The organism is Bradyrhizobium genosp. L, assembly GCF_015624485.1.
In the GTDB taxonomy this organism is placed as follows: domain Bacteria; phylum Pseudomonadota; class Alphaproteobacteria; order Rhizobiales; family Xanthobacteraceae; genus Bradyrhizobium.
Window position 1 is genome coordinate 7,310,367 of the sequence record NZ_CP061378.1, and the last position, 19,470, is coordinate 7,329,836.

A 19,470-nucleotide genomic window follows, 5' to 3' on the forward strand; every position below is an offset into this window, starting at 1 on the left:
TATTCCCGGTCAATGGAAATTTCATGATTGATTGTCATCCGAATTGCCAATCCCCGCACGACCCTCGCCGGTTGCCCGGCAGGCTCACCATGGTATCCTCAATGCCAATCGGCGATTGAGACCGAAATCTGTGGAGGGGACCATGCGGAGCGCGCACGCGCTGGCCGTCGCGGTGTTGTCTGTGTTGGCGATCAGCGGCGTGTCGCACGCGGCCGACCAGCCGAAATCCGGCGGCATCCTGCGGATCTATCATCGCGACAGCCCCGGCAGCGCCTCGATCCATGAGGGCGCGACCTACTCGGTCAACGTGCCGTTCATGCCGATCTTCAGCAACCTCGTCATCTTCGACCAGCACATCGCGCAAAACAGCCTCGACACCATCCGGCCCGAGCTTGCGGAGAGCTGGGCCTGGAGCGGCGACAACAAGACGCTGACCTTCAAGCTGCGCAAGGACGTGAAATGGCACGACGGCAAGCCGTTCACGGCGGCCGACGTCAAATGCACCTTCGACATGCTGATGGGCAAGTCGAAGCAGAAGTTCCGGCAGAACCCGCGCAAGTCCTGGTACGACCAGGTCGACGAGGTCACGACCAATGGCGACTATGAGGCGTCGTTCAAGTTGAAGCGGCCGCAGCCGGCGCTGCTGTCGCTGCTCGCCTCCGGCTATTCGCCGGTCTATCCCTGCCACGTGTCGCCGGCGGAGATGCGCACCAAGCCGGTCGGCACCGGGCCGTTCAAGTTCGTCGAGTTCAAGGCCAACGAATCGATCAAGCTGGTCAAGAACCCGGATTACTTCAAGAAGGGCCTGCCCTATCTCGACGGCATCGAATTCACCATCATCCCGAACCGTTCGACCGCGATCCTGGGCTTCGTCTCCGGCAAGTTTGACATGACGTTCCCAACCGAGGTCTCGATCCCGCTGCTCAAGGATGTCAAGTCGCAGGCGCCGAACGCCATCTGCGAGGTGGAGCCGAACAACGTCTCCACCAACATCATCATCAATTCGACCGCGCCGCCGTTCGACAATCTCGACATCCGCCGCGCGCTGGCGCTGGCGCTCGACCGCAAGGCGTTCATCCAGATCATGTTCGAGGGTCAGGGCGACATCGGCGGCACCATGGAGCCGGCACCGCAAGGGCTGTGGGCGATGCCCAAGGACATGCTGGAATCGATCCCCGGCTACGGCCCGGACATCGAGAAAAACCGGGAAGAAGCGCGCAAGCTGATGCAGAAGGCGGGCTACGGCCCGGACAAGCACCTCGCCATCAAGGTCTCGACCCGCAACATCGCGGTTTATCGCGATCCTGCCATCATCCTGATCGACCAGATCAAGAGCATCTATATCGACGCCGAGCTCGACGTCGTCGATACCGCGCAGTGGTTCCCGAAGATCGCGCGCAAGGACTATTCGCTCGGGCTCAATCTGACCGGCAATGCCGTCGACGATCCGGATCAGTCGTTCTACGAGAATTATGCCTGTGGCTCGGAGCGCAACTACACCAACTATTGCAACAAGGACATCGAGAAGCTGTTCGACCAGCAGTCCGAAGAAACCAACGTCGACAAGCGGAAGAAATTGGTCTGGGAGATCGACAAGAAGCTGCAGGAAGACGTCGCGCGTCCGATCATCTTCCACGCCCGCACCGGCACCTGCTGGCAGCCCTATGTGAAGAACGTCACGATCATGACCAACAGCTCCTATAACGGCTATCGCTACGAAGACGTCTGGCTGGATAAATAACGCGATAACGCGGACGGGATCAGGGAGAGAGCCAGGGTGTTTGCCTATATCGTCCGGCGCCTGTTCCTGATGCTGGTGACCCTGTTCGGGATCTCGGTGATCATCTTCGTGCTGCTGCGGGTGGTGCCGGGCAACATCGTCGACATCCTGTTCGCCGCGGCGGGCTATGTCGATCCCGCCGACAAGGCCAATCTCGAGCGCGACCTCGGCCTCGACCAGTCGATCGTGATGCAATATCTGCATTGGATCGGCGGCCTGCTGCGTGGCGACCTCGGCTATTCCTACGTGTCCGAAAAGCCCGCGCTGGAAGAGATCCTGCCGCGGATCCCGATCACTGCGCGCCTTGCCGGTCTGGCGCTGCTGTTCTCGGCCTCGATCGGCATTCCGCTCGGCGTGATCAGCGCCGTGCACCAGGGCTCGCGCCTCGACTATGCGCTACGCGTCGTCAGCCTCAGCGGACTGTCGTTGCCATCGTTCTGGCTCGGCCTCCTGATCCTGATGGCCTCGGTCTCGCTGTTCGGCACCATGCCGATCTTCAACCCAAACCCGCAAACCTGGCTCGAGGCATTCACGATTTACGCCGTGCCGGCCGCAGCGGTCGGCTTCCGCAGCGCGGCGCTGACGATGCGCATCACGCGCTCCTCGATGCTGGAGATCCTGCGCCAGGATTATATCCGCACCGCGCGCGCCAAGGGCGCGTCCGAGGCCTCCGTGAACTATCGCCACGCACTGAAGAACGCGGTGTTGCCCGTCATCACCGTCGTCGGCATCGAGGCTGCCTTCCTGATCGGCGGGCTGATCGTGACGGAAACGGTGTTCAACATCCCCGGCATCGCCCGCTTCCTGGTCGAAGCGCTGCGTTGGCGCGACTACCCGATCGTGCAGAACCTGGTGATGTTGATCGCCATCGTCGTGGTGGTCGTGAACTTCATCGTCGACATGCTCTACGCCGCGATCGACCCGCGCATCCGGTTTGGGGATTAGCCGCGTGGCCACCATCAATTTCGAGAGCGAGTTGCGACGCGCCGGGGCCAGCGCCACCGGCGGCTGGGCGCGGCTGGCTTTCCTCGCGCAGCGTCACGTGCTCGGCACCATCGGCTTGTTCATCATGCTGCTATTCGTGTGGATGGCGATCTCCGCGGACCTGATCTGCCGCTACGACCCGCTCAGCGTCGATTCCGCGCATCGGCTTGCTGCGCCCTCCGCGCTGCACTGGTTCGGCACCGACTCCTTCGGCCGCGACGTCTGGAGCCGCATCATCCATGGCGCGCGGATCTCGCTTGCGGTCGGCATCGGCTCCACGGCGCTGGGCGGTACGCTCGGCGTCATCGTCGGCCTTACCTCGGGCTATCTTTCCGGCTGGGTCGATCTCGTGTTCCAGCGCGTCACCGACATCCTGCAGTCGCTGCCGCTGCTGGTCCTCGCACTTGTCATGACCGCAGCGCTCGGCCCGTCGCTGCCGAACGTGATCCTGGCGATCGCGATTCCCCTGGTCCCGACGGTCGCCCGCGTGATCCGCGCCAACACGCTGGCGCTGCGTGAGCAACCGTTCGTCGAGGCCGCCAAATCGATCGGCATGAGCGAGACGCGGATCGCGCTGCGTCACGTGCTGCCCAACACGATCGCGCCGCTGATCGTGCTCGCCACCGCGCAGCTCGGCTCGACCATCCTGACCGAAGCATCGCTGTCGTTCCTCGGCCTCGGCATTCCCGAGCCCTATCCGTCCTGGGGCCGCATGCTGTCGGAATCCGCCGCCGAATATGTCCGCGTCGCGCCCTGGCTCGTGATCTTCCCGGGCATCGCGATCAGCCTCGCGGTGTTCGGCACCAACCTGTTCGGCGACGCCTTGCGCGACATCCTCGATCCGAGGCAGCGCGGCTGATGGCTGAGATGCGCGCGGAGGAGATGGTTCTCGAGGTGAAGAACCTGCAGACGGTGTTCTTCACCAATTCGGGCCTGTTCCGCGCGGTCGACGATGTCTCGTTCTCGGTCCGCCGCGGCGAGACGCTGGCGATCGTCGGCGAATCCGGCTGCGGCAAGAGCGTCAGCGCGCTCTCGGTGATGCGCCTGGTGCCCGATCCGCCCGGCCGCATCGTCGGCGGCCAGGTGATGCTGGAGGGCACCGACCTGCTGACGCTCGACGATGCCGCAATGCGCGGCATCCGGGGCAATCGCATCTCGATGATCTTCCAGGAGCCAATGACCTCGCTCAACCCGGTGATGCGGATCGGCGACCAGATCATCGAGGCGGTGCGGCTGCATCAGAACGTCTCCAGCAAGGACGCCTGGAAGCAGGCCGTCGACACGCTGCGGCTGGTGCGCATCCCCGAGCCGGAGCGGCGGGCCAAGGAGTATCCGCACCAGCTCTCCGGCGGCATGCGCCAGCGCGCGATGATCGCGATGGCGCTGGCGTGCCGGCCGGCGCTGCTGATCGCGGACGAACCGACCACCGCACTCGATGTCACGATCCAGGCGCAGATCCTGGCGCTGATCGTCGATCTGCAGCAGCGGCTCGGCACCGGCCTGATCCTGATCACCCATGACCTCGGCGTGGTCGCGCAGACCGCGCAGCGCGTGATCGTGATGTATGCCGGCAAGAAGGTCGAGGAAGCCAGCGTCGATGATCTGTTCGAGACGCCGCTGCATCCCTACACGCGCGGATTGATGGCCTCGATCCCCGCCGTGCCCTCGCCCGACGCAAAGCAGGCCGAGCGGCTGGTCGAAATCCCCGGCATGGTGCCGTCATTGACCAGGCTGCCGCCCGGCTGTGCGTTTGCGCCGCGCTGCAAGCTCGCGGTCGACCGCTGCCGGCAGGAATATCCGCCGCTCGCAGAGATCAAGAGCAATCATTGGGCGGCGTGCTGGCGCGCCGGCGAGTTGGCGGAGGCGTCATGACCGAGCCGCGTCCGCTCCTCGAAGTGACCGATCTCGTCAAGCACTATGCGGTGCGCGGCGGCGTGCTGCGCCGGCAGGTCGGCACCGTGCACGCGGTCGACGGCGTCAGCTTCGCGCTCGGCGCCGGCGAAACGCTGGGCCTGGTCGGCGAATCCGGTTGCGGCAAATCGACGGTCGCGCGCACCGTGCTGCGGCTGGTCGAGCCGACCAGCGGCGCCATCAAGCTCGACGGCGAGGACATCGCGCCGCTCAGCAAGACCGCGCTGCGTCCGTACCGCCGCTCGATGCAGATCGTGTTCCAGGATCCGTTCGCCTCGCTCAATCCGCGCATGACGGCCGGCGATATCGTCGGCGAGCCCCTGGTCGTGCATGGACTTGCGAACGGCGCGAAGAAGCAGGAGCGCGTCGCGGAGCTGTTCCAGCAGGTTGGCCTGCGCGCCGACCAGATGAAGAATTTTCCGCATCAGTTCTCCGGCGGCCAGCGCCAGCGCATCTGCATCGCGCGCGCGCTCTCGCTCGGACCGCGGCTGATCGTCTGCGACGAGCCGGTCTCCGCGCTCGACGTCTCGATCCAGGCGCAGGTGATCAATCTGCTGATCGACCTGCAACGCAAGCAGAATTTCTCCTACCTCTTTATCGCCCACGATCTCGCCGTCGTCGCCCATATCAGCCATCGCGTCGCGGTGATGTATCTCGGCCGCATCGTCGAGATCGCGGACAAGCACGCGCTGTTCGCCAACCCACGCCATCCCTACACCCAGGCGCTGCTCGCCTCGGTGCCGATCGCCGACCCCAAGGCCAAGCGGCTGGCGCCGATGATCGACGGCGATGTGCCGAGCCCGATCAACCCGCCGCCCGGCTGCGCCTTCCACACCCGCTGCCGCTACGCGATCGATCGCTGCAAGACGGAACGGCCGGCGCTGAAGGAGACAGGCACGGGACATCAGGTGGCGTGCTGGCTGAATGACGGGACGGGGCGTGGGGTCTCATAATCGGTGTCGTCCCGGCGAAGGCCGGGACCCATTACCCCGAATGCCCGTTGATTTGCTGAGCTGAGGCAACAGCTTGTTCCAACAACATACAGCGTTGGTTATGGGTCCCGGCCTTCGCCGGGACGACAGCGGAGTACGCCGCCGCGCCGACTTTCATGCCGCCGCTTCAATCTCCACCACGATCTTTCCCGTCGTCACCTGCTCGCCCTCGGCGACGTCGATCGCCGACACCGTGCCGGCGACGCCGGCGGTGTGGACGTGCTCCATCTTCATCGCCTCGAGCGTCATCACCGGCTGACCAGCCGCGACCGTGTCGCCGGCCTTGACCAGCACCGCAACGACGCGGCCATTCATGGCCGCGCGCACCTTGCCGTCACCCCCGGCGGCTGCCGCGCTTTCCGGTGGCGCCAACGTGAGATCGCGGACCGCCAGCGTGACGCCGCGATGCAGGATATAGAGCCGATCGCCATCGCGCAGAAATCTGGCCTGCTCCATCAGCCCGTCGCGGCGGAAACGGATGCTGTTCTGCCCGAGCTCGTCGATCTCGAGACTGAAGCGATCGCCGTTGCAGGTTGCGACATAGCCGCCGTCACGCGCGCGGAAAATCTCGATCTCCTGGACGCCGTGACCGAGATCGATCCGCAAGCCGAGCGAGAACGTCGCGGCGAGCGACCGGCCGCGCTGCCATGGCGGCGCGTGGGGATTGGTGACGTAGAGCAGCAGCGCCGCGAGCGCGAGATCGCTGCCGCGATGCTGGCGCGGCGCCAGCAGCACCTCGCGGTTCTGGCCGATGAAGGCTGTGGTCGCCTCGCCCGTGGCAAAGACCGGATGACGCAGGCAGTCGATCAAGAAGCCCTGGTTGGTGGTGACGCCGAAGGCTGCGACCTGCTCCAGCGCACAGATCAGCTTACCCCGCGCTTCGTCCCGGGTCGCGCCATGGCTGATGATCTTGGCGATCATGGAATCGTAGAACGGCGGAATATCTGAGCCCGACTGCAGCGCGTGTTCGACGCGGATGCTCTCCGGCATCTGCCACAAGGCCATGGTGCCCGACTGCGGCATGAAGTCGTGCGCAGCGTCCTCGGAGCAAAGCCGCACCTCGATGACATGGCCGGAGAACATGACGTCCTCTTGCCTCACGTCGAGTGGTTCGCCGCTGGCAATTCGGAGCTGCAGCTCGACCAGATCGAGCCCGGTGATCGCCTCGCTGACGGGATGCTCGACCTGCAACCGCGTGTTCATCTCCATGAAATAGAATTTGCCGTCGCGATCGAGCAGGAATTCCAGCGTGCCGGCGCCCTCATAGCCGATCGCCTTCACCGCCTGCACGGCGACCGCGCCCATCCGTGCCCGCAACTCGGGCGTCACCGCCGGCGACGGCGCTTCCTCGATCAGCTTCTGGTGCCGGCGCTGCACCGAGCAATCGCGCTCGCCGAGATGGATCGCGTTGCCATGGCGGTCGCCGAACACCTGGATCTCGATGTGGCGGGGATCGACGATCGCGCGCTCCAGGATGACCGTCGGATCGCCGAACGCGCCCCTCGCCTCCGAGCGCGCGCTGCGCAATGCGTCGGGAAATGCCGCGGCATCGGTGACGAGCCGCATGCCGCGCCCGCCGCCGCCGGCGACGGCCTTGATCATCACCGGGAAACCGATGGCTTTGGCCGCCGACAGCATGGCGCCGTCGCTCTGATCGTCACCCTGGTAGCCCGGCACGCAGGGCATGTCAGCCTTTTGCATGATGTCCTTGGCGCCGGCCTTGTTGCCCATCCAGCGGATCGCCTCAGGCGACGGGCCGATGAAGACGAGCCCCGCATCGCGACAGGCTTGCGCGAAATCCGCGTTCTCGGCGAGGAAGCCGTAGCCGGGGTGTATCGCGCCGGCGCCGCTCGCCCTGGCCGCGGCGATGATCGCCTCGATGTTCAGATAGGATCGCGCCGGCAACGCTTCGCCGATCCGCACCGCCTGGTCGGCCTCGCGCACATGCAGGGCGTCGCGATCGGCATCGGAATAGACCGCGACCACGCCGAAGCCGAGCCGGCGCGCGGTGCGCATGATGCGCAACGCGATCTCGCCGCGGTTGGCGATCAATATCTTGAAGAACGGCGTCCGCTTCACCTCTCGCCCGCTCATGGCCGCGCCACCGAGAACTGCATGCGCTGAGGGTTGCGTGCTTCGGCCTCGCGGCAGATCGCAAGCACCTCCGCGAGCACGCTCCGGGTATCGCGCGGATCGATCACGCCGTCATCGAGCACGCGCGCGCTGGTCGAGAACACGTCCATCTGGCTGTCGAACACGCCTGTTATCTGCGCCTTCATCGCCTCCAGCTTCTCCCGCTCGACCGGCTTGCCGCGCCTGATAGCGGCGGCTTCGGTGACGATCGCCATGGTCTCGGCAGCCTGCTCGCCGCCCATGACAGCGGTCTTGGCGTTCGGCCAGGAGAAGCAGAAGCGCGGATGGAAGCCACGGCCGCACATGCCGTAATTGCCGGCGCCGAACGAGGCGCCGCAGTACAGCGTGATCTGCGGCACCGTCGCCGAGGTCACCGCCTGGATCATCTTGGAGCCGTGCTTGATCATGCCGGCCTCTTCATAGGCCTTGCCCACCATGTAGCCGGTGGTGTTGTTCATGTAGAGGATCGGCGTGCGCGACTGGCAGCAGGCCTGAATGAAATGCGTCGCCTTGTTGGCGCCGGGCACATCGAGCGGGCCATTGTTGGTAATGATTCCGATCGCATGACCTTCGATGCGGGCGTGACCGCAGACCGTCGCCGGACCATAATTGGCGCCGAACTCGGTGAAGTCGGAATCGTCGACGAAGCGTGCGATCGCCTGGCGCATGTCGACGGGACGCTTATGATCGACAGGCATGATGCCGAGCAATTCCTCCGCATCATAGCGCGGCGGCTTGAATGCCTCAGGCTCGCGCTTCGGCCGGTCCCAGCGCAGCTTGGCCATGATGTCGCGCGCGATGCGGAGCGCGTCGCGGTCGTCCTCGGCGAGGTAATCGCCAAGACCAGAGATCGCGGTGTGCATCTCGGCACCGCCGAGTTCTTCTTCAGTCGCGATCTCGCCGGTGGCAGCTTTGAGCAGCGGCGGCCCGGCGAGGAAGGCGCGGGTGCGGCCGCGCACCATCACGATGTAGTCGGACAGGCCGGTCTGGTAGGCGCCGCCTGCGGTCGACGAGCCATGGGTGACGGTAACGACGGGCAGCCCCGCTGCCGAGAGCCGCGCCAGATTGCGAAAGATGTTGCCGCCGCGGACAAAATCCTCGACGCGGTAGCGCAGCAGGTTGGCGCCGGCGCTTTCGACGAGCTGCACATAGGGCAGCTTGTTCTCCAGCGCGAGCTCCTGAACCCGCAGCGTCTTATCGAGGCCGTAAGGCTGCAACGCACCGGCGTCGATGCCGGCGTCGTTGGCGCTGACCATGCAGCGGATGCCGGCGACGAAGCCGATGCCGGCGATCAGACCACCGCCTGGCACGCTCTTGTCGGCGTCGGCGACGTCGAACATGTAGCCGGCGAGTGTCGACAGTTCGAGGAACGGCGAGCCGGGATCAAGCACCAGCGCGACGCGCTCGCGCGGCAAAAGTTGGCCGCGGCTGTGGAAGCGGTCTTTTGCTCCCGCCGAAGCTGCGCGCGTGCGATCTTCCAGTGCCCGCATCCGGGCGATCAGCGCCAGCATGCCGTCACGGTTGGCCTGGAAGGTGGCGCTGCCGGTGGAGACGGTGTTTTCAATGATGGGCATCAACTCACCCCCTTCGTCATTCCGGGGCAGCCCAAAGGGCTGAGCCTGCGGCGCATCCCGGAATGACGATCAATGTCTGACTCCAAAAATCTCGCGCGCCTCGGCCGGGCTCGCGATCTCGCGGCCAGCGCGCCGCGCGCAGGCAGCGAGCGCTTCGACGATCTGTCCGTTCGACGTCACCTTGGTGCCGTCGCCGAGATAGAACGTGTCTTCCAGCCCGCTGCGCAAATGGCCGCCGAGATCAGCGGCGCGCTGATGCAGCGGCCAGATCTCGGCACGGCCGATGGCGGTGACCTGCCAATGCGCGTCCGGCGCTTTCAGCTTCAGCAGGATCGGCAACAGCTCCGGATCGGCCGGCATGCCCGAGGCGACGCCCATCACGAAGTTATATTCCAGCGGACCGGCATACATGCCGGTCTGCCGGTACATGCCGACACAGCGCACGATGCCGACATCGAAGCACTCGAATTCGGGGATGGTGCCTGATACCTTCATCACGTCGAGATAGTCCTGCACCTTCTCGACCGCGTTATCGAACATCATCGGCGGCCAGGCCCAGCTGTTGTCGGACTTGACCTTGAGATAGTTCAGCGAGCCGGCGTTGCAGGCGGCGATCTCCGGCCTGGTCTCGCGCACGCAGTCGAGCGCGCCCTGGTAGTTCGGACCCGAGGTGCCGGTGGTGTGGTTGATGATGACGCCGGGGCAGGCCTCGCGGATCGCCTGCTGAATCTCCTTGCTGACGCTGACCTCCCATGACGGCAAATGGCCCTTGTTCGGCTCCTGCTGACGCAGATGGATGTGCATGATGCTGGCGCCCGCGTCGAACGCGGCCCTGGCCTCGCGCGCCATCTGCTCCGGCGTCACCGGGACGTTGTGCTGTTTGGGATCGGTGAGCACGCCGTTCAGCGCGCAGGTGATGACGGCCTTGTCGCTCATTGTTTCGCTGGTCCTGATCGCGGCGCGTGCGCGCTGCTGATTTCCCATGATGGGAAATTTGTCTCAGCGTCATCTTGCGTTGACTGGCTAGAGCAGTGCGCGAGCCGAGGCTCTAACTCTCCACGTCGTCCCGGCCAAGGCCGGGACCCATACCGCGTGATCTCTCGATAGACCGGGATGACAGACACCGGCCGAAGCAACCGGCGACGGTGGTTATGGGTCCCGGCCTTCGCCGGGACGACGGTGATGTCTAGAGCGCCCGCTCGTTCACCACCTGCCCTGCCCGATAGATCGCGAGATCGCGCGAGCCGGAAAAGATCGCGCGCGGCTTCAGGCCGTAGAAGCGGCGGATCGAGTGACTGAAATGGGTGCTATCGGGATAGCCGATGTCCTGCGCGAGATGCGCGAGGTTGATGTCCTGGTTGGCGAAGTGCAGCAGATACCGGGCGCGCTTCCAGGCGCGGAAGGAGCGGAACGAGATGCCGGTCTGCTCCTTGAACAGATGCAGGAAGCGTGACGCCGACAATCCGGCCTCGGCCGCGCAGCCCGCCGCCGTCACCGGCTCGCCGGAGAACCGGCCGATCCGCGCGATCGCGCGCAGCACGCGGGGATCCAGCACGCGCTGCGGCAGCGCGTCGCCGAAACACATCGTGTCGAACTCGGCGTTGGAGATCACCTCGCGATGTTGCATCTCGGCCAAGCTCGCATAGGCGGCGCGGATGCGGTTGGCGAACCGATGCGCGTCAGGGCCTTGCAGTTGGCGGGCGACCGCCTCCAGCGTGCCGTCGGGCACGCTCTCCGGTTCGATCGCGACGCAGATCGCCGCACGGTATTCGCTGGTGATGGTGTGGCGCAGGTTAGGCATCGTGACGGCGATCTCGCCATGCGCGTCCTGACCGTCGCTGGTCAGGAGATGCAAGGCGTCGCGGATCGCGACATAGACATGGAAGGCGCCCGGGCAGCGCTCCCGCGGGCGACCGAGCAATCCGGCATAGAACACGCGCTCCGGCGTGATCAGCATGCGGTGGCCGGATTCTTTGACGGACTCCAGGCCCTTCGCGTCCACGATGGCATCCATGCTGGTTCCTCCTCGCGCGGCTCTTTGGCTGCTGCGACCGAGCTACCATAGCGCAAATTCGAGGGCTGTCACCGACAGGCTGGCTCAATTCCAGGACAGATCGCCACGGCCGCAATTACGGCCGCGCCCGCGGTGCAACGTTCTGTTCCACCCCGGCTTTTTGCTCGGCCGCCACCGCGCGCCGAAACCCCTCGCGCTGCTGCAGCCGGGCCCAATAGGCCGCGACATTCGGCCCAAAGTCCTTGGCGAGGCCGATATTGCCGGCGAGCCGGAGCGCGTAGCCATTGGCGATGTCGGCGGCGGTAAAACGTTCCGCGCAGAGGAATTCGGATTTCTCGGCCGCGGCCTCGACGGCACGCAGGCGGCCGAGGAACCACTTTGCGTAGTCGCCAGCGACCTGCTGATTGCGCCGCTCCTCCGGCTCGAGCTGGCTGTAGCGGAGCACCAGCGTCTGCGGAAAGGTCAGCGTGGCGTCGGAAAAATACATCCAGTTCAGGAAGGCGCCATAGGCGGGCTCGTCGACCCCGACGATCAGCGGCGTCGGGCCATATTTGGTGCCGAGGTAATGGCAGATGCCGGACGATTCCGTCATCTTCGTCTCGCCATCGATCATGAAGGGAATTGTGCCGAGCGGATTGAGGCCGAGATACTCCTTGGCGAACACCCGCGGCGGGAACGGCAGCATCTTCAGCTCATAGGCGAGCCCAAGCTCCTCCAGCATCCACAGCGGACGGAATGAGCGCGCGGCGTCGCAATGATAGAGCGTGATCATCAGGCGTTTCCCTCTTGCATCGCCGGCGCGAAGCGGCAGGACGATGCCGAAGACGGCCCCTGCAAACTTGCGCTGAGTGGCTGTCCGGCATCGGCCCCCGCCTCGCTGGCGAGGTCATGCGATTCATCCTAGGATGAATCCGCATCTGGTAGGACTGAAATGGTGGGGAAATCGGGGCGGCAATCGCGAGGCGCTGGGGGCGCCCTCCACCAACAAACCGCGGCGACCGGCGCTGCGGCCGATCCGCCCGGGCTGGACCTGAAGGCCTGGATCAACGCGCTCAGCGCGGTCCCGGCGGGCGCGATCACCGAGCACCAGATCCTTGCCTGGGTCGAAGGGCCGCTGCGAATCTTCTTCCCGTTCGAACGCTTCCTCGGCAGCTATGGAAAGCTCTCCGGCGGGCGCATCCGGATGCGCAATCTGGTGACATCGGGCCACCACGCGGAGTTCATTGCCACCCTCGACCGGGCGTTCGATATCTCCTCACGCGGCGTCTTCGCCTGGTGGGTGCAGAACCGTGCGGCCTTCATCCTCGACCCGGCCTCGCCGCCGCCTTTCGCGACCAAGCGCGAGCTCGACGAGATCAAGCAGTTCTCGCTCGGTATCATCGCGGCGCATGGCGTGGTCGATCCCTTCGCCAACACCGGCACCTATGTCAGCTTCGCCGGCGTTGCGGCCGACGATCCCGTGCGCACGCGGGCCGCGCTGAACCTGATCGCGCCGGTGCTGCATGCGCTGTTCCTCGCCACCGAGCAGGTGGCGGCGTCATCGGTCGACCTGTCGAAGCTGACCGATCGGCAGCGACAGCTGGTCGATCTCGCGCTACTGGGCCTGCCGGACAAGACCATCGCCAGCCGCCTCGGCATTTCGGAGAACACCGTCGGCAATCATTTCCGCGGCATCTATCAACGGCTCGGCATCAGCAAGCGCAGCCAGCTGATCGCGGCGCTGAAGTCCTGAGACGGTCTCTCCGTCGTCATTCCGGGGCTTGCGCCAGCGCGCGCCCGGAATCACGATATCGGTCACAGCCCCATCTGCCGCGACGCGAGGTCTTTCATGATCTCCTCGGTGCCGCCGCCGATGGCGTTGACCTTGACCTCGCGGTAGATGCGCTCGACCTTGATGCCGCGCATGAAGCCGGCGCCGCCGAAGATCTGCACCGCCTCGGAGGCGCAATGCGCCATGGTCTGGGTGGCCTGGTTCTTCATCATGCAGATCTCGGCGACCGGGCTTTCGCCCTGACCGAGCCGCCACGCCAGCATTTCCAGCATCGCCTGCGACGCCGCGACCTTCTGCGCCATGTCGACGATCTTGTGCCTGATGACCTGATGCTGCGCGATCGGCTTGCCGAAGGTCTTGCGCTCCTTGGCATAGCCGATTGCCTCGTCGAGGCAGACGCGGGCATAGGCGGTGCAGCTCGCCGCCATGCCCATCCGCTCGCTGTTGAAATTCTGCATGATGATCTTGAAGCCCTGCCCCTCCTCGCCGATCAGGTTCTCGGCGGGCACGCGGCATTCGTCGAAATGCAGGGTCGCGGTGTCTGACGCCCACCAGCCCATCTTCTTCAGCTTGGTGCGGGACAGGCCCGGCGTATCGCCCTCGATCAGCAGCAGGCTGACGCCCGACGCGCCCTCGCCGCCGGTGCGCACCGCGACCGTCAGGTAGTCGGCGCGCACGCCGGACGTGATGAAAGTCTTCTCGCCGCTGACGACGTAATGATCGCCGTCGCGCCGCGCCTTGGTGCGCAGATTAGCGACATCGGAGCCACCGCCCGGCTCGGTGATCGCAAGCGCGGAGATTTTTCGGCCCGCAAGCACCTCCGGCAGCACCCGCGCCTTGACCTCCGGCCGCGCCGCGCGCGCGATCGGCGGCGAGCCGATGGTGTGGCTCATCAGGCTGGCGCTGACGCCGCCGCAGCCTGCGCGCGCCAGCTCCTGCGAGGCCACGATCTTCATGAACTGGTCGGCGGCGATCCCGCCATACTCTTCCGGGAAGCCGAGGCCGAGCAGCCCGATCTCGGAAGCCTTCGCATAGAGCTCGCGCGGAAACTCGCCGGCCTCGTCCCATTGATGGGCGTAGGGCTCGATCTCCTTGGCGACAAAGCGGCGCATCACCTCGCGAAAGGCCTCATGCTCGCTGCTGTAGAACGGGTTCGCCATCCGGCTTGCTCCCATGATTCTCGCGTCGAACGATGTCCGTATTTCTACCAGTTCACTTGCGTCGAGTGGCTGCCTTTGAAGCGGGCACGATCGGCCAGCCACTAAACGCAAGACTGCATCCGGCCGTCGCTCTCCATTCCCGAACCGTGGTATCAATCCAGCCAGGAGCAGGCGGCGCAAGACTTCCGCTCCTCGAGGAGGGACATTTGCCGGTTCGTTACTACGACTGGATCGCGCATCATCGCCGGCGCACGCCGGACAAGGTCGCGCTCGTCGATCTCGCGAGCGGACGCCGCTTCACTTACGCGGAGCTCGACGCCCGCGTGTCGAAGCTGGCGACCTACCTGCGCGACCAGCTCAAGGTCGGCGGCAGCGACCGTGTCGCGGTGCTGGCGCTGAACACGACGGATACGCTGGAAATACAGTTCGCCTGCTTCCGGATCGGCGCGGTGTTCCTGCCGCTCAACACCCGCCTCACCGTTCCCGAGCTGCACTACATCACGGGCGACGCCTCGCCCAGGGTGATGATCCATGACGATGATCTCGCCGAGACGGCGCTGGCAGTGGCAAAGCTCTGCAATGTGACGTCCTCGGTCAGGCTCGGCCCCGGCGGCTCCTATGAGGCCGGCATCGCCGCGGCGACGCCGCTGGCGCGGTTCGAGGAGGTGATGCTCGATGACATCTCGACCATCATGTACACCTCGGGGACGACCGGCCAGCCGAAGGGCGCGATCATCACCCATGGCATGACGTTCTGGAATTGCGTCAATCTCGGCGGTCCCGCCTATATCTCGCCGTCGTCGGTGCTGCTGACGGTGCTGCCGCTGTTCCACACCGGCGGGCTGAATTGCTACACCAACCCGGTGCTGCATGCCGGCGGCACCGCGCTGATCATGCGCGCCTTCGATCCGGGCGAGGCGATGCGGCTGATCAGCGATCCCGCGCAGGGCATCAACGTGTTCTTCGGTGTGCCCTCGATCTACCAGTTCATGGCGCAGCATCCGGCGTTCGCGAGTGCCGATTTCAGCCGCCTGATCATCGGCGGGGTCGGCGGCGCGCCGATGCCGGTGCCGCTGCTCAAGACCTGGGAAGCGCGCGGCGTGGCGTTGCAGCAGGGCTATGGCATGACCGAGACATCGCCCGCGGTGATGGTGCTCGATCGCGACGACGCCGCGCGCAAGGCCGGCTCGTCCGGCAAGCCGGTGCTGCACACAGAGGTGCGGATCGTGCGGCCCGACGGCAGCGATGCCGCGGTCGGCGAGCTCGGCGAACTCTGGGTCAAGGGACCGAACATCACGCCGGGCTACTGGAACAGGCCGGATGCCAACGCCGCCTCCTTCACCGACGGCTGGCTGCACACCGGCGATGCCACGCGGATCGACGAGGACGGCTTCTACTACATCGTCGATCGCTGGAAGGACATGTACATCTCCGGCGGCGAGAACGTCTATCCCGCCGAGGTCGAGAGCGTGCTGCACCAATTGACGGCCGTGGCCGAAGCCGCCGTGATCGGCATCCCCGACACGCAATGGGGCGAGATCGGCATGGCCATCATCGCCGTCAAGCCCGACCATTCGCTAACCGCGGCCGAGATCAATGCCCATTGCCAGGCCAATCTGGCCCGGTTCAAATGCCCGCGTTTGATCGAATTTGTCGAGGCCCTGCCGCGCAATGCGACAGGCAAAATTCATAAGCCGACGCTCCGGCAGCGGTTCAGCCAGCCGAAGCCGACCGATACCGCGGCGTGATCGTTTTACGGATCCTGCCGCGACATGGAGTGCTCCGTCGCCAGCCGCCGGGACCGGCGACGGGGGTGTTGCTGATCCCCAACCAGAATCAATCGAGGAAATTGCCTTTATGAAAACCACAAAATTGTCGCTGCTGGCCGCCGCCACGACGCTCTGCCTGCTCTCCACCCAGGCCGCCTTTGCGCAAAAGAAATACGACACCGGCGCCTCCGACACCGAGATCAAGATCGGCAATGTCGAGGCCTATAGCGGCCCCGCCTCCGCCTATGGCGTCATCGGCAAGACCGAGGAAGCCTATTTCAAGATGATCAACGAGCAGGGCGGCATCAACGGCCGCAAGATCAACTGGATTTCCTATGACGACGGCTACTCGCCGCCGAAGACCGTGGAGCAGATCCGCAAGCTGATCGAAAGCGACGAGGTGTTCCTGGTGTTCAACGCGCTGGGCACGCCGACCCAGACCGCGGTGCAGAAGTATCAGAACGCCAAGAAGGTGCCGCAGCTGTTCCTCGCCACCGGCGCCAGCAAGTGGAACGACCCGAAGGAATTCCCGTGGACCATGGGCTTCCAGCCGAGCTACCGCGTCGAGGCGCGGATCTTTGGCAAGTACATCCTCAAGGCCAAGCCCGACGCCAAGGTCGCGATCTTCTATGCCAATGACGATTTCGGCAAGGACTACCTGGTCGGACTGAAAGAGGTACTCGACAAATCGTCCGCCAAGATCGTCGCGGAAGAGAGCTACGAGACCACCGAACCGTCGATCGATTCCCACATCGTCAAGCTGAAGGACACCGGCGCCGACGTGTTCGTCAACATTTCGACGCCGAAATTCGCGGCGCAGGCGATCAAGAAGATCCACGAACTCGGCTGGAATCCGATGCAGGTGATGACCGACGTCTCGCTCTCGATCGGCGCGGTGATGAAGCCGGCCGGCCTCGACGCCAGCGAAGGCGTGCTGTCGGCCGGATATCTCAAGGACGCCTCCGACCAGCAGTGGAAGAATGACGAAGGCATGAAGAAGTTCATGGCCTTCATCGACAAATACATGCCGGGCGCCAATATCTCCGACGCCAACCTGGTCTATGGCTACGCCGCGGCGCAGACCATGGTGCAGGTGCTCAAGCAGTGCGGCGACAACCTCACCCGCGAGAACGTGATGAAGCAGGCCGCCAGCCTGAAGGACTTCGCACCCGACACGCTGCTTCCCGGCATCAAGATCAACACCGGTCCGACCGATTTCGCTCCGATCGAGCAGCTCCAGATGTGGCGGTTCAAGAGCGGCCAGTGGGAGCGGTTCGGCGATATCCTCAGCGCGGAAGTCGGCGGCTAAGGCCGCGACCAACATTCCCAGTGTCACGAAGCCGCCCCTCCGGGCGGCTTCGTTGTTTGGCAGGCTCTTCGCAAGGATGCGTAGGGTGGGCAAAGCGAAGCGTGCCCACCATCACGTGCACGGCGTGGATGGAGGGCACGTCGCTGCGCTCCTTTGCCCACCCTACGACTCTTGCCTAGCCCGCAGTCAAAATCCACAGCGTCACGAGGCCGTCCCTCCGGGCGGCTTCGTTGTTTGTGGCTTCACTCCTCCTTCATCCGGAGAGAATGTGAATACATGGCTCACAGACGGCGCCTTCAGCGTCGTCCTGGCGAAAGCCAGGACCCATTACCCCAGCCGCTTGCCGTTGCGCGACGCTGGGGCCACGACCCGCTCACACTTCAGTTCGGTGGTTATGCGTCCTGGCTTTCGCCAGGACGACGTGCGCGGAGAGGCGTGCGCCAATATCCATCACCGTCGCCATGAGAGGATGTGAGGCCACATCCTTGTGATCCCGGCCGCAAACTCCCACGTGTAACGGCAGACCGAGCCAGAACCGGATCGCGAGTTCGATGCATTCCCACGTTCATTACCTGCCGATGACGCCGGGATTCTTCTCGATCCTGGTGCTGGCGGCCGTGGCGCTGGTGATCCTGATCCAGCTTCGCATCCTGCGCTACGCCTATATGCGGCTCGGCATCGGTCCCGGGGCTGCATTGCTGCTGCTGTTCGGCTCGCTGATCGGCAGCTATTTCAACATTCCGCTCACGGTGCTGCCGGGACCACCGGTGCAATCCGGGCAGATCATCGACTTCTTCGGCATGCGCTATGTCGTGCCGTTCGTGCAGTCGCCGAGCACGATCCTCGCCGTCAATGTCGGTGGCGCGGTGATACCCGCCATGATGTCCGCCTATCTCATGCTGCGCTACCAGCTGTGGCTCAGGGCCGCGATCGCCACGATCGTGATCGCGGCCATCGTGCATGCCAGCGCGACGCCGGTGCGGGGCATGGGCATTGCCGTTCCGGTGTTCGTGCCCGTGATCATCACCGCGATCCTGGCGCTGCTGCTGTCGCGCGCATACGCAGCACCTCTGGCCTATATCGGCGGTTCGATGGGGACGCTGCTCGGCGCCGATCTGCTCAACCTCGACAAGATCGGCAGCCTCGGCGCGCCGATCGCCTCGATCGGCGGCGCAGGCACGTTCGACGGCATTTTCCTCACCGGCATTCTTGCAGTGCTGATCGCCGGCATCGCCGCGCCGGCGCAACCAAGCCGAGCCGCGTAATTATCCAGGCAGCAGGATCGCAAATGGCTCGTCGACCGTGCGGCGCAGATGCTCGCGGTAGAGCTTGTGGTTCGCATCGTCGGGCGAGACCCGTCCGAGGCTCGGATTGGGCACGTTCTTCTCCGGCAGGAACGCGATCGGCGCCGCGATCGGCGTCAGCACCGCGCCCCGCCCGGCGAGCAGCGTCGTGATGATGCCGTACATCTCGCCGGAATTGCGCGGGCGCGACACCGTGATCACGCGGTGCTGGCCATGCCTGTTGGTCACGAGATAGACGAAGCCGGATTCGTTCGGCACCGCGACCTCGCCGAACTGCGTGTAGTCGGCATCCTGCCGCTCGCCCTCGCGGAATCCGAGCGCTGACGTTGCGTCATCCCATGCGATCACGGTGCGATAGGCATAGATCGAATCCTTGTCGCCGAATGACGGCCGCACCGTGATGTAGGTGCCTTCGATCCGCGCCACCGCGCGGCGGGAATAGGAGCCGAGACTGTCGGGCGCGATCTCGCCATTGGCGGGCGTGGCGATCGGGATCGCCTCCGGCAGCTTGCGCAGGGGAACGCCGAGCGCCTGCTCCAGCCGTACCGTGGTCGCCAAGGTGAACGGACGGCGGCCGCCAAGCACCTTTTCCAGTGTCGACAGGCTGAGCTTCGCCTGCTCGGCCAGCGCCTGCCGCGAGATCCGGCGGCGCGCGATCTCCTCGCGGATGGTCTCCGCCACCTGCCGGCTCTGCTCGGCGGAAAGCTGCGTGTCCGGCGTCGGCATCGTCATTCCTTGCGCGATTCCCCTGCAATTTGGCCAGTCTAGC

The 19,470-nt window shown here is 65.1% G+C and carries 16 protein-coding genes; 9 read left to right on the forward strand and 7 right to left on the reverse strand.

Annotation, left to right across the window (positions count from 1 at the left end):
* Window positions 1–142 precede the first annotated feature (142 nt).
* The 5 genes from IC762_RS34715 to IC762_RS34735 are packed head-to-tail and all read left to right on the forward strand — an operon-like array spanning window position 143 to window position 5,628.
* Entirely contained in the window at window positions 143–1,741 is a 1,599-nt protein-coding gene (locus tag IC762_RS34715; RefSeq protein WP_195786554.1) for an ABC transporter substrate-binding protein, read from the forward strand.
* Between the two features lie 36 nt (window positions 1,742–1,777).
* Window positions 1,778–2,725, forward strand: a complete 948-nt coding sequence (locus IC762_RS34720) for an ABC transporter permease (protein WP_195786555.1) — start codon at window positions 1,778–1,780, stop codon at window positions 2,723–2,725.
* A 4-nt stretch (window positions 2,726–2,729) separates the two neighbouring features.
* Window positions 2,730–3,623 carry an ABC transporter permease gene (locus IC762_RS34725; RefSeq protein ID WP_195786556.1) on the forward strand — a complete coding sequence of 298 codons (894 nt, stop codon included), beginning with the start codon at window positions 2,730–2,732 and terminating at the stop codon, window positions 3,621–3,623.
* Window positions 3,623–4,636 carry an ABC transporter ATP-binding protein gene (locus IC762_RS34730; RefSeq protein WP_195786557.1) on the forward strand — a complete coding sequence of 338 codons (1,014 nt, stop codon included), beginning with the start codon at window positions 3,623–3,625 and terminating at the stop codon, window positions 4,634–4,636. Before IC762_RS34725 ends, IC762_RS34730 begins: the two co-directional genes overlap by 1 nt.
* Entirely contained in the window at window positions 4,633–5,628 is a 996-nt protein-coding gene (locus tag IC762_RS34735; protein WP_195786558.1) for an ABC transporter ATP-binding protein, read from the forward strand. The genes IC762_RS34730 and IC762_RS34735 overlap by 4 nt, the downstream gene beginning before the upstream one ends.
* 153 nt (window positions 5,629–5,781) lie before the next feature.
* On the opposite strand, the gene IC762_RS34740 is transcribed toward IC762_RS34735, so the two are convergent.
* The 5 genes from IC762_RS34740 to IC762_RS34760 all read right to left on the reverse strand — a co-directional run bounded on the left by IC762_RS34740 (window position 5,782) and on the right by IC762_RS34760 (window position 12,160).
* Window positions 5,782–7,761 (reverse strand): acetyl/propionyl/methylcrotonyl-CoA carboxylase subunit alpha, encoded by a 1,980-nt coding sequence (locus IC762_RS34740; RefSeq protein ID WP_195786559.1) that lies wholly within the window; start codon window positions 7,759–7,761, stop codon window positions 5,782–5,784.
* Window positions 7,758–9,374, reverse strand: coding sequence for an acyl-CoA carboxylase subunit beta (locus IC762_RS34745; RefSeq protein ID WP_195786560.1), 1,617 nt, complete (start codon window positions 9,372–9,374; stop codon window positions 7,758–7,760). Before IC762_RS34745 ends, IC762_RS34740 begins: the two co-directional genes overlap by 4 nt.
* A gap of 69 nt (window positions 9,375–9,443) precedes the next feature.
* Complete coding sequence (locus IC762_RS34750) at window positions 9,444–10,310, reverse strand: 3-keto-5-aminohexanoate cleavage protein (protein WP_195786561.1); 867 nt, start codon at window positions 10,308–10,310, stop codon at window positions 9,444–9,446.
* Window positions 10,311–10,560: 250 nt separating this feature from the next.
* Window positions 10,561–11,388, reverse strand: a complete 828-nt coding sequence (locus IC762_RS34755; protein WP_195786562.1) for a helix-turn-helix domain-containing protein — start codon at window positions 11,386–11,388, stop codon at window positions 10,561–10,563.
* A gap of 115 nt (window positions 11,389–11,503) precedes the next feature.
* Entirely contained in the window at window positions 11,504–12,160 is a 657-nt protein-coding gene (locus IC762_RS34760; protein ID WP_195786563.1) for a glutathione S-transferase family protein, read from the reverse strand.
* A 159-nt stretch (window positions 12,161–12,319) separates the two neighbouring features.
* Between IC762_RS34760 and IC762_RS34765 the strand changes: the two genes are divergently transcribed.
* Window positions 12,320–13,120 (forward strand): helix-turn-helix transcriptional regulator, encoded by an 801-nt coding sequence (locus tag IC762_RS34765; RefSeq protein WP_195786564.1) that lies wholly within the window; start codon window positions 12,320–12,322, stop codon window positions 13,118–13,120.
* Window positions 13,121–13,182: 62 nt separating this feature from the next.
* Here the strand turns inward: IC762_RS34765 and IC762_RS34770 are convergent, their stop codons facing one another.
* On the reverse strand, window positions 13,183–14,319 hold the full coding sequence (locus IC762_RS34770; protein WP_195786565.1) for an acyl-CoA dehydrogenase family protein: 1,137 nt from the start codon (window positions 14,317–14,319) through the stop codon (window positions 13,183–13,185).
* A 206-nt stretch (window positions 14,320–14,525) separates the two neighbouring features.
* Here IC762_RS34770 and IC762_RS34775 point away from each other — a divergent pair, with 206 nt between their 5' ends.
* The 3 genes from IC762_RS34775 (at window position 14,526) to IC762_RS34785 (ending at window position 18,662) form a co-directional block, all read left to right on the forward strand.
* On the forward strand, window positions 14,526–16,067 hold the full coding sequence (locus IC762_RS34775) for an acyl-CoA synthetase (protein ID WP_195786566.1): 1,542 nt from the start codon (window positions 14,526–14,528) through the stop codon (window positions 16,065–16,067).
* 109 nt (window positions 16,068–16,176) lie between these two features.
* The gene (locus IC762_RS34780) at window positions 16,177–17,397 is read left to right on the forward strand and encodes an ABC transporter substrate-binding protein (protein WP_195786567.1); all 1,221 of its coding nucleotides are present in this window, start codon (window positions 16,177–16,179) and stop codon (window positions 17,395–17,397) included.
* Between the two features lie 551 nt (window positions 17,398–17,948).
* Window positions 17,949–18,662, forward strand: coding sequence for a DUF1614 domain-containing protein (locus tag IC762_RS34785; RefSeq protein WP_195786568.1), 714 nt, complete (start codon window positions 17,949–17,951; stop codon window positions 18,660–18,662).
* Here IC762_RS34785 and IC762_RS34790 read toward each other — a convergent pair whose 3' ends face one another.
* Window positions 18,663–19,427 (reverse strand): helix-turn-helix domain-containing protein, encoded by a 765-nt coding sequence (locus tag IC762_RS34790; protein WP_195786569.1) that lies wholly within the window; start codon window positions 19,425–19,427, stop codon window positions 18,663–18,665.
* Window positions 19,428–19,470 lie beyond the last annotated feature (43 nt).

Bases quoted from the DNA above. Each gene is read 5' to 3' on its own strand.
- IC762_RS34715 (WP_195786554.1), top strand. From the start codon at position 143: ATGCGGAGCGCGCACGCGCTGGCCGTCGCGGTGTTGTCTGTGTTGGCG.
- IC762_RS34730 (WP_195786557.1), top strand. From the start codon at position 3,623: ATGGCTGAGATGCGCGCGGAGGAGATGGTTCTCGAGGTGAAGAACCTG.
- IC762_RS34735 (WP_195786558.1), top strand. From the start codon at position 4,633: ATGACCGAGCCGCGTCCGCTCCTCGAAGTGACCGATCTCGTCAAGCAC.
- IC762_RS34740 (WP_195786559.1), bottom strand. From the start codon at position 7,761: ATGAGCGGGCGAGAGGTGAAGCGGACGCCGTTCTTCAAGATATTGATC.
- IC762_RS34745 (WP_195786560.1), bottom strand. From the start codon at position 9,374: ATGCCCATCATTGAAAACACCGTCTCCACCGGCAGCGCCACCTTCCAG.
- IC762_RS34750 (WP_195786561.1), bottom strand. From the start codon at position 10,310: ATGAGCGACAAGGCCGTCATCACCTGCGCGCTGAACGGCGTGCTCACC.
- IC762_RS34755 (WP_195786562.1), bottom strand. From the start codon at position 11,388: ATGGATGCCATCGTGGACGCGAAGGGCCTGGAGTCCGTCAAAGAATCC.
- IC762_RS34760 (WP_195786563.1), bottom strand. From the start codon at position 12,160: ATGATCACGCTCTATCATTGCGACGCCGCGCGCTCATTCCGTCCGCTG.
- IC762_RS34765 (WP_195786564.1), top strand. From the start codon at position 12,320: ATGGTGGGGAAATCGGGGCGGCAATCGCGAGGCGCTGGGGGCGCCCTC.
- IC762_RS34770 (WP_195786565.1), bottom strand. From the start codon at position 14,319: ATGGCGAACCCGTTCTACAGCAGCGAGCATGAGGCCTTTCGCGAGGTG.
- IC762_RS34780 (WP_195786567.1), top strand. From the start codon at position 16,177: ATGAAAACCACAAAATTGTCGCTGCTGGCCGCCGCCACGACGCTCTGC.
- IC762_RS34785 (WP_195786568.1), top strand. From the start codon at position 17,949: ATGCATTCCCACGTTCATTACCTGCCGATGACGCCGGGATTCTTCTCG.
- IC762_RS34790 (WP_195786569.1), bottom strand. From the start codon at position 19,427: ATGCCGACGCCGGACACGCAGCTTTCCGCCGAGCAGAGCCGGCAGGTG.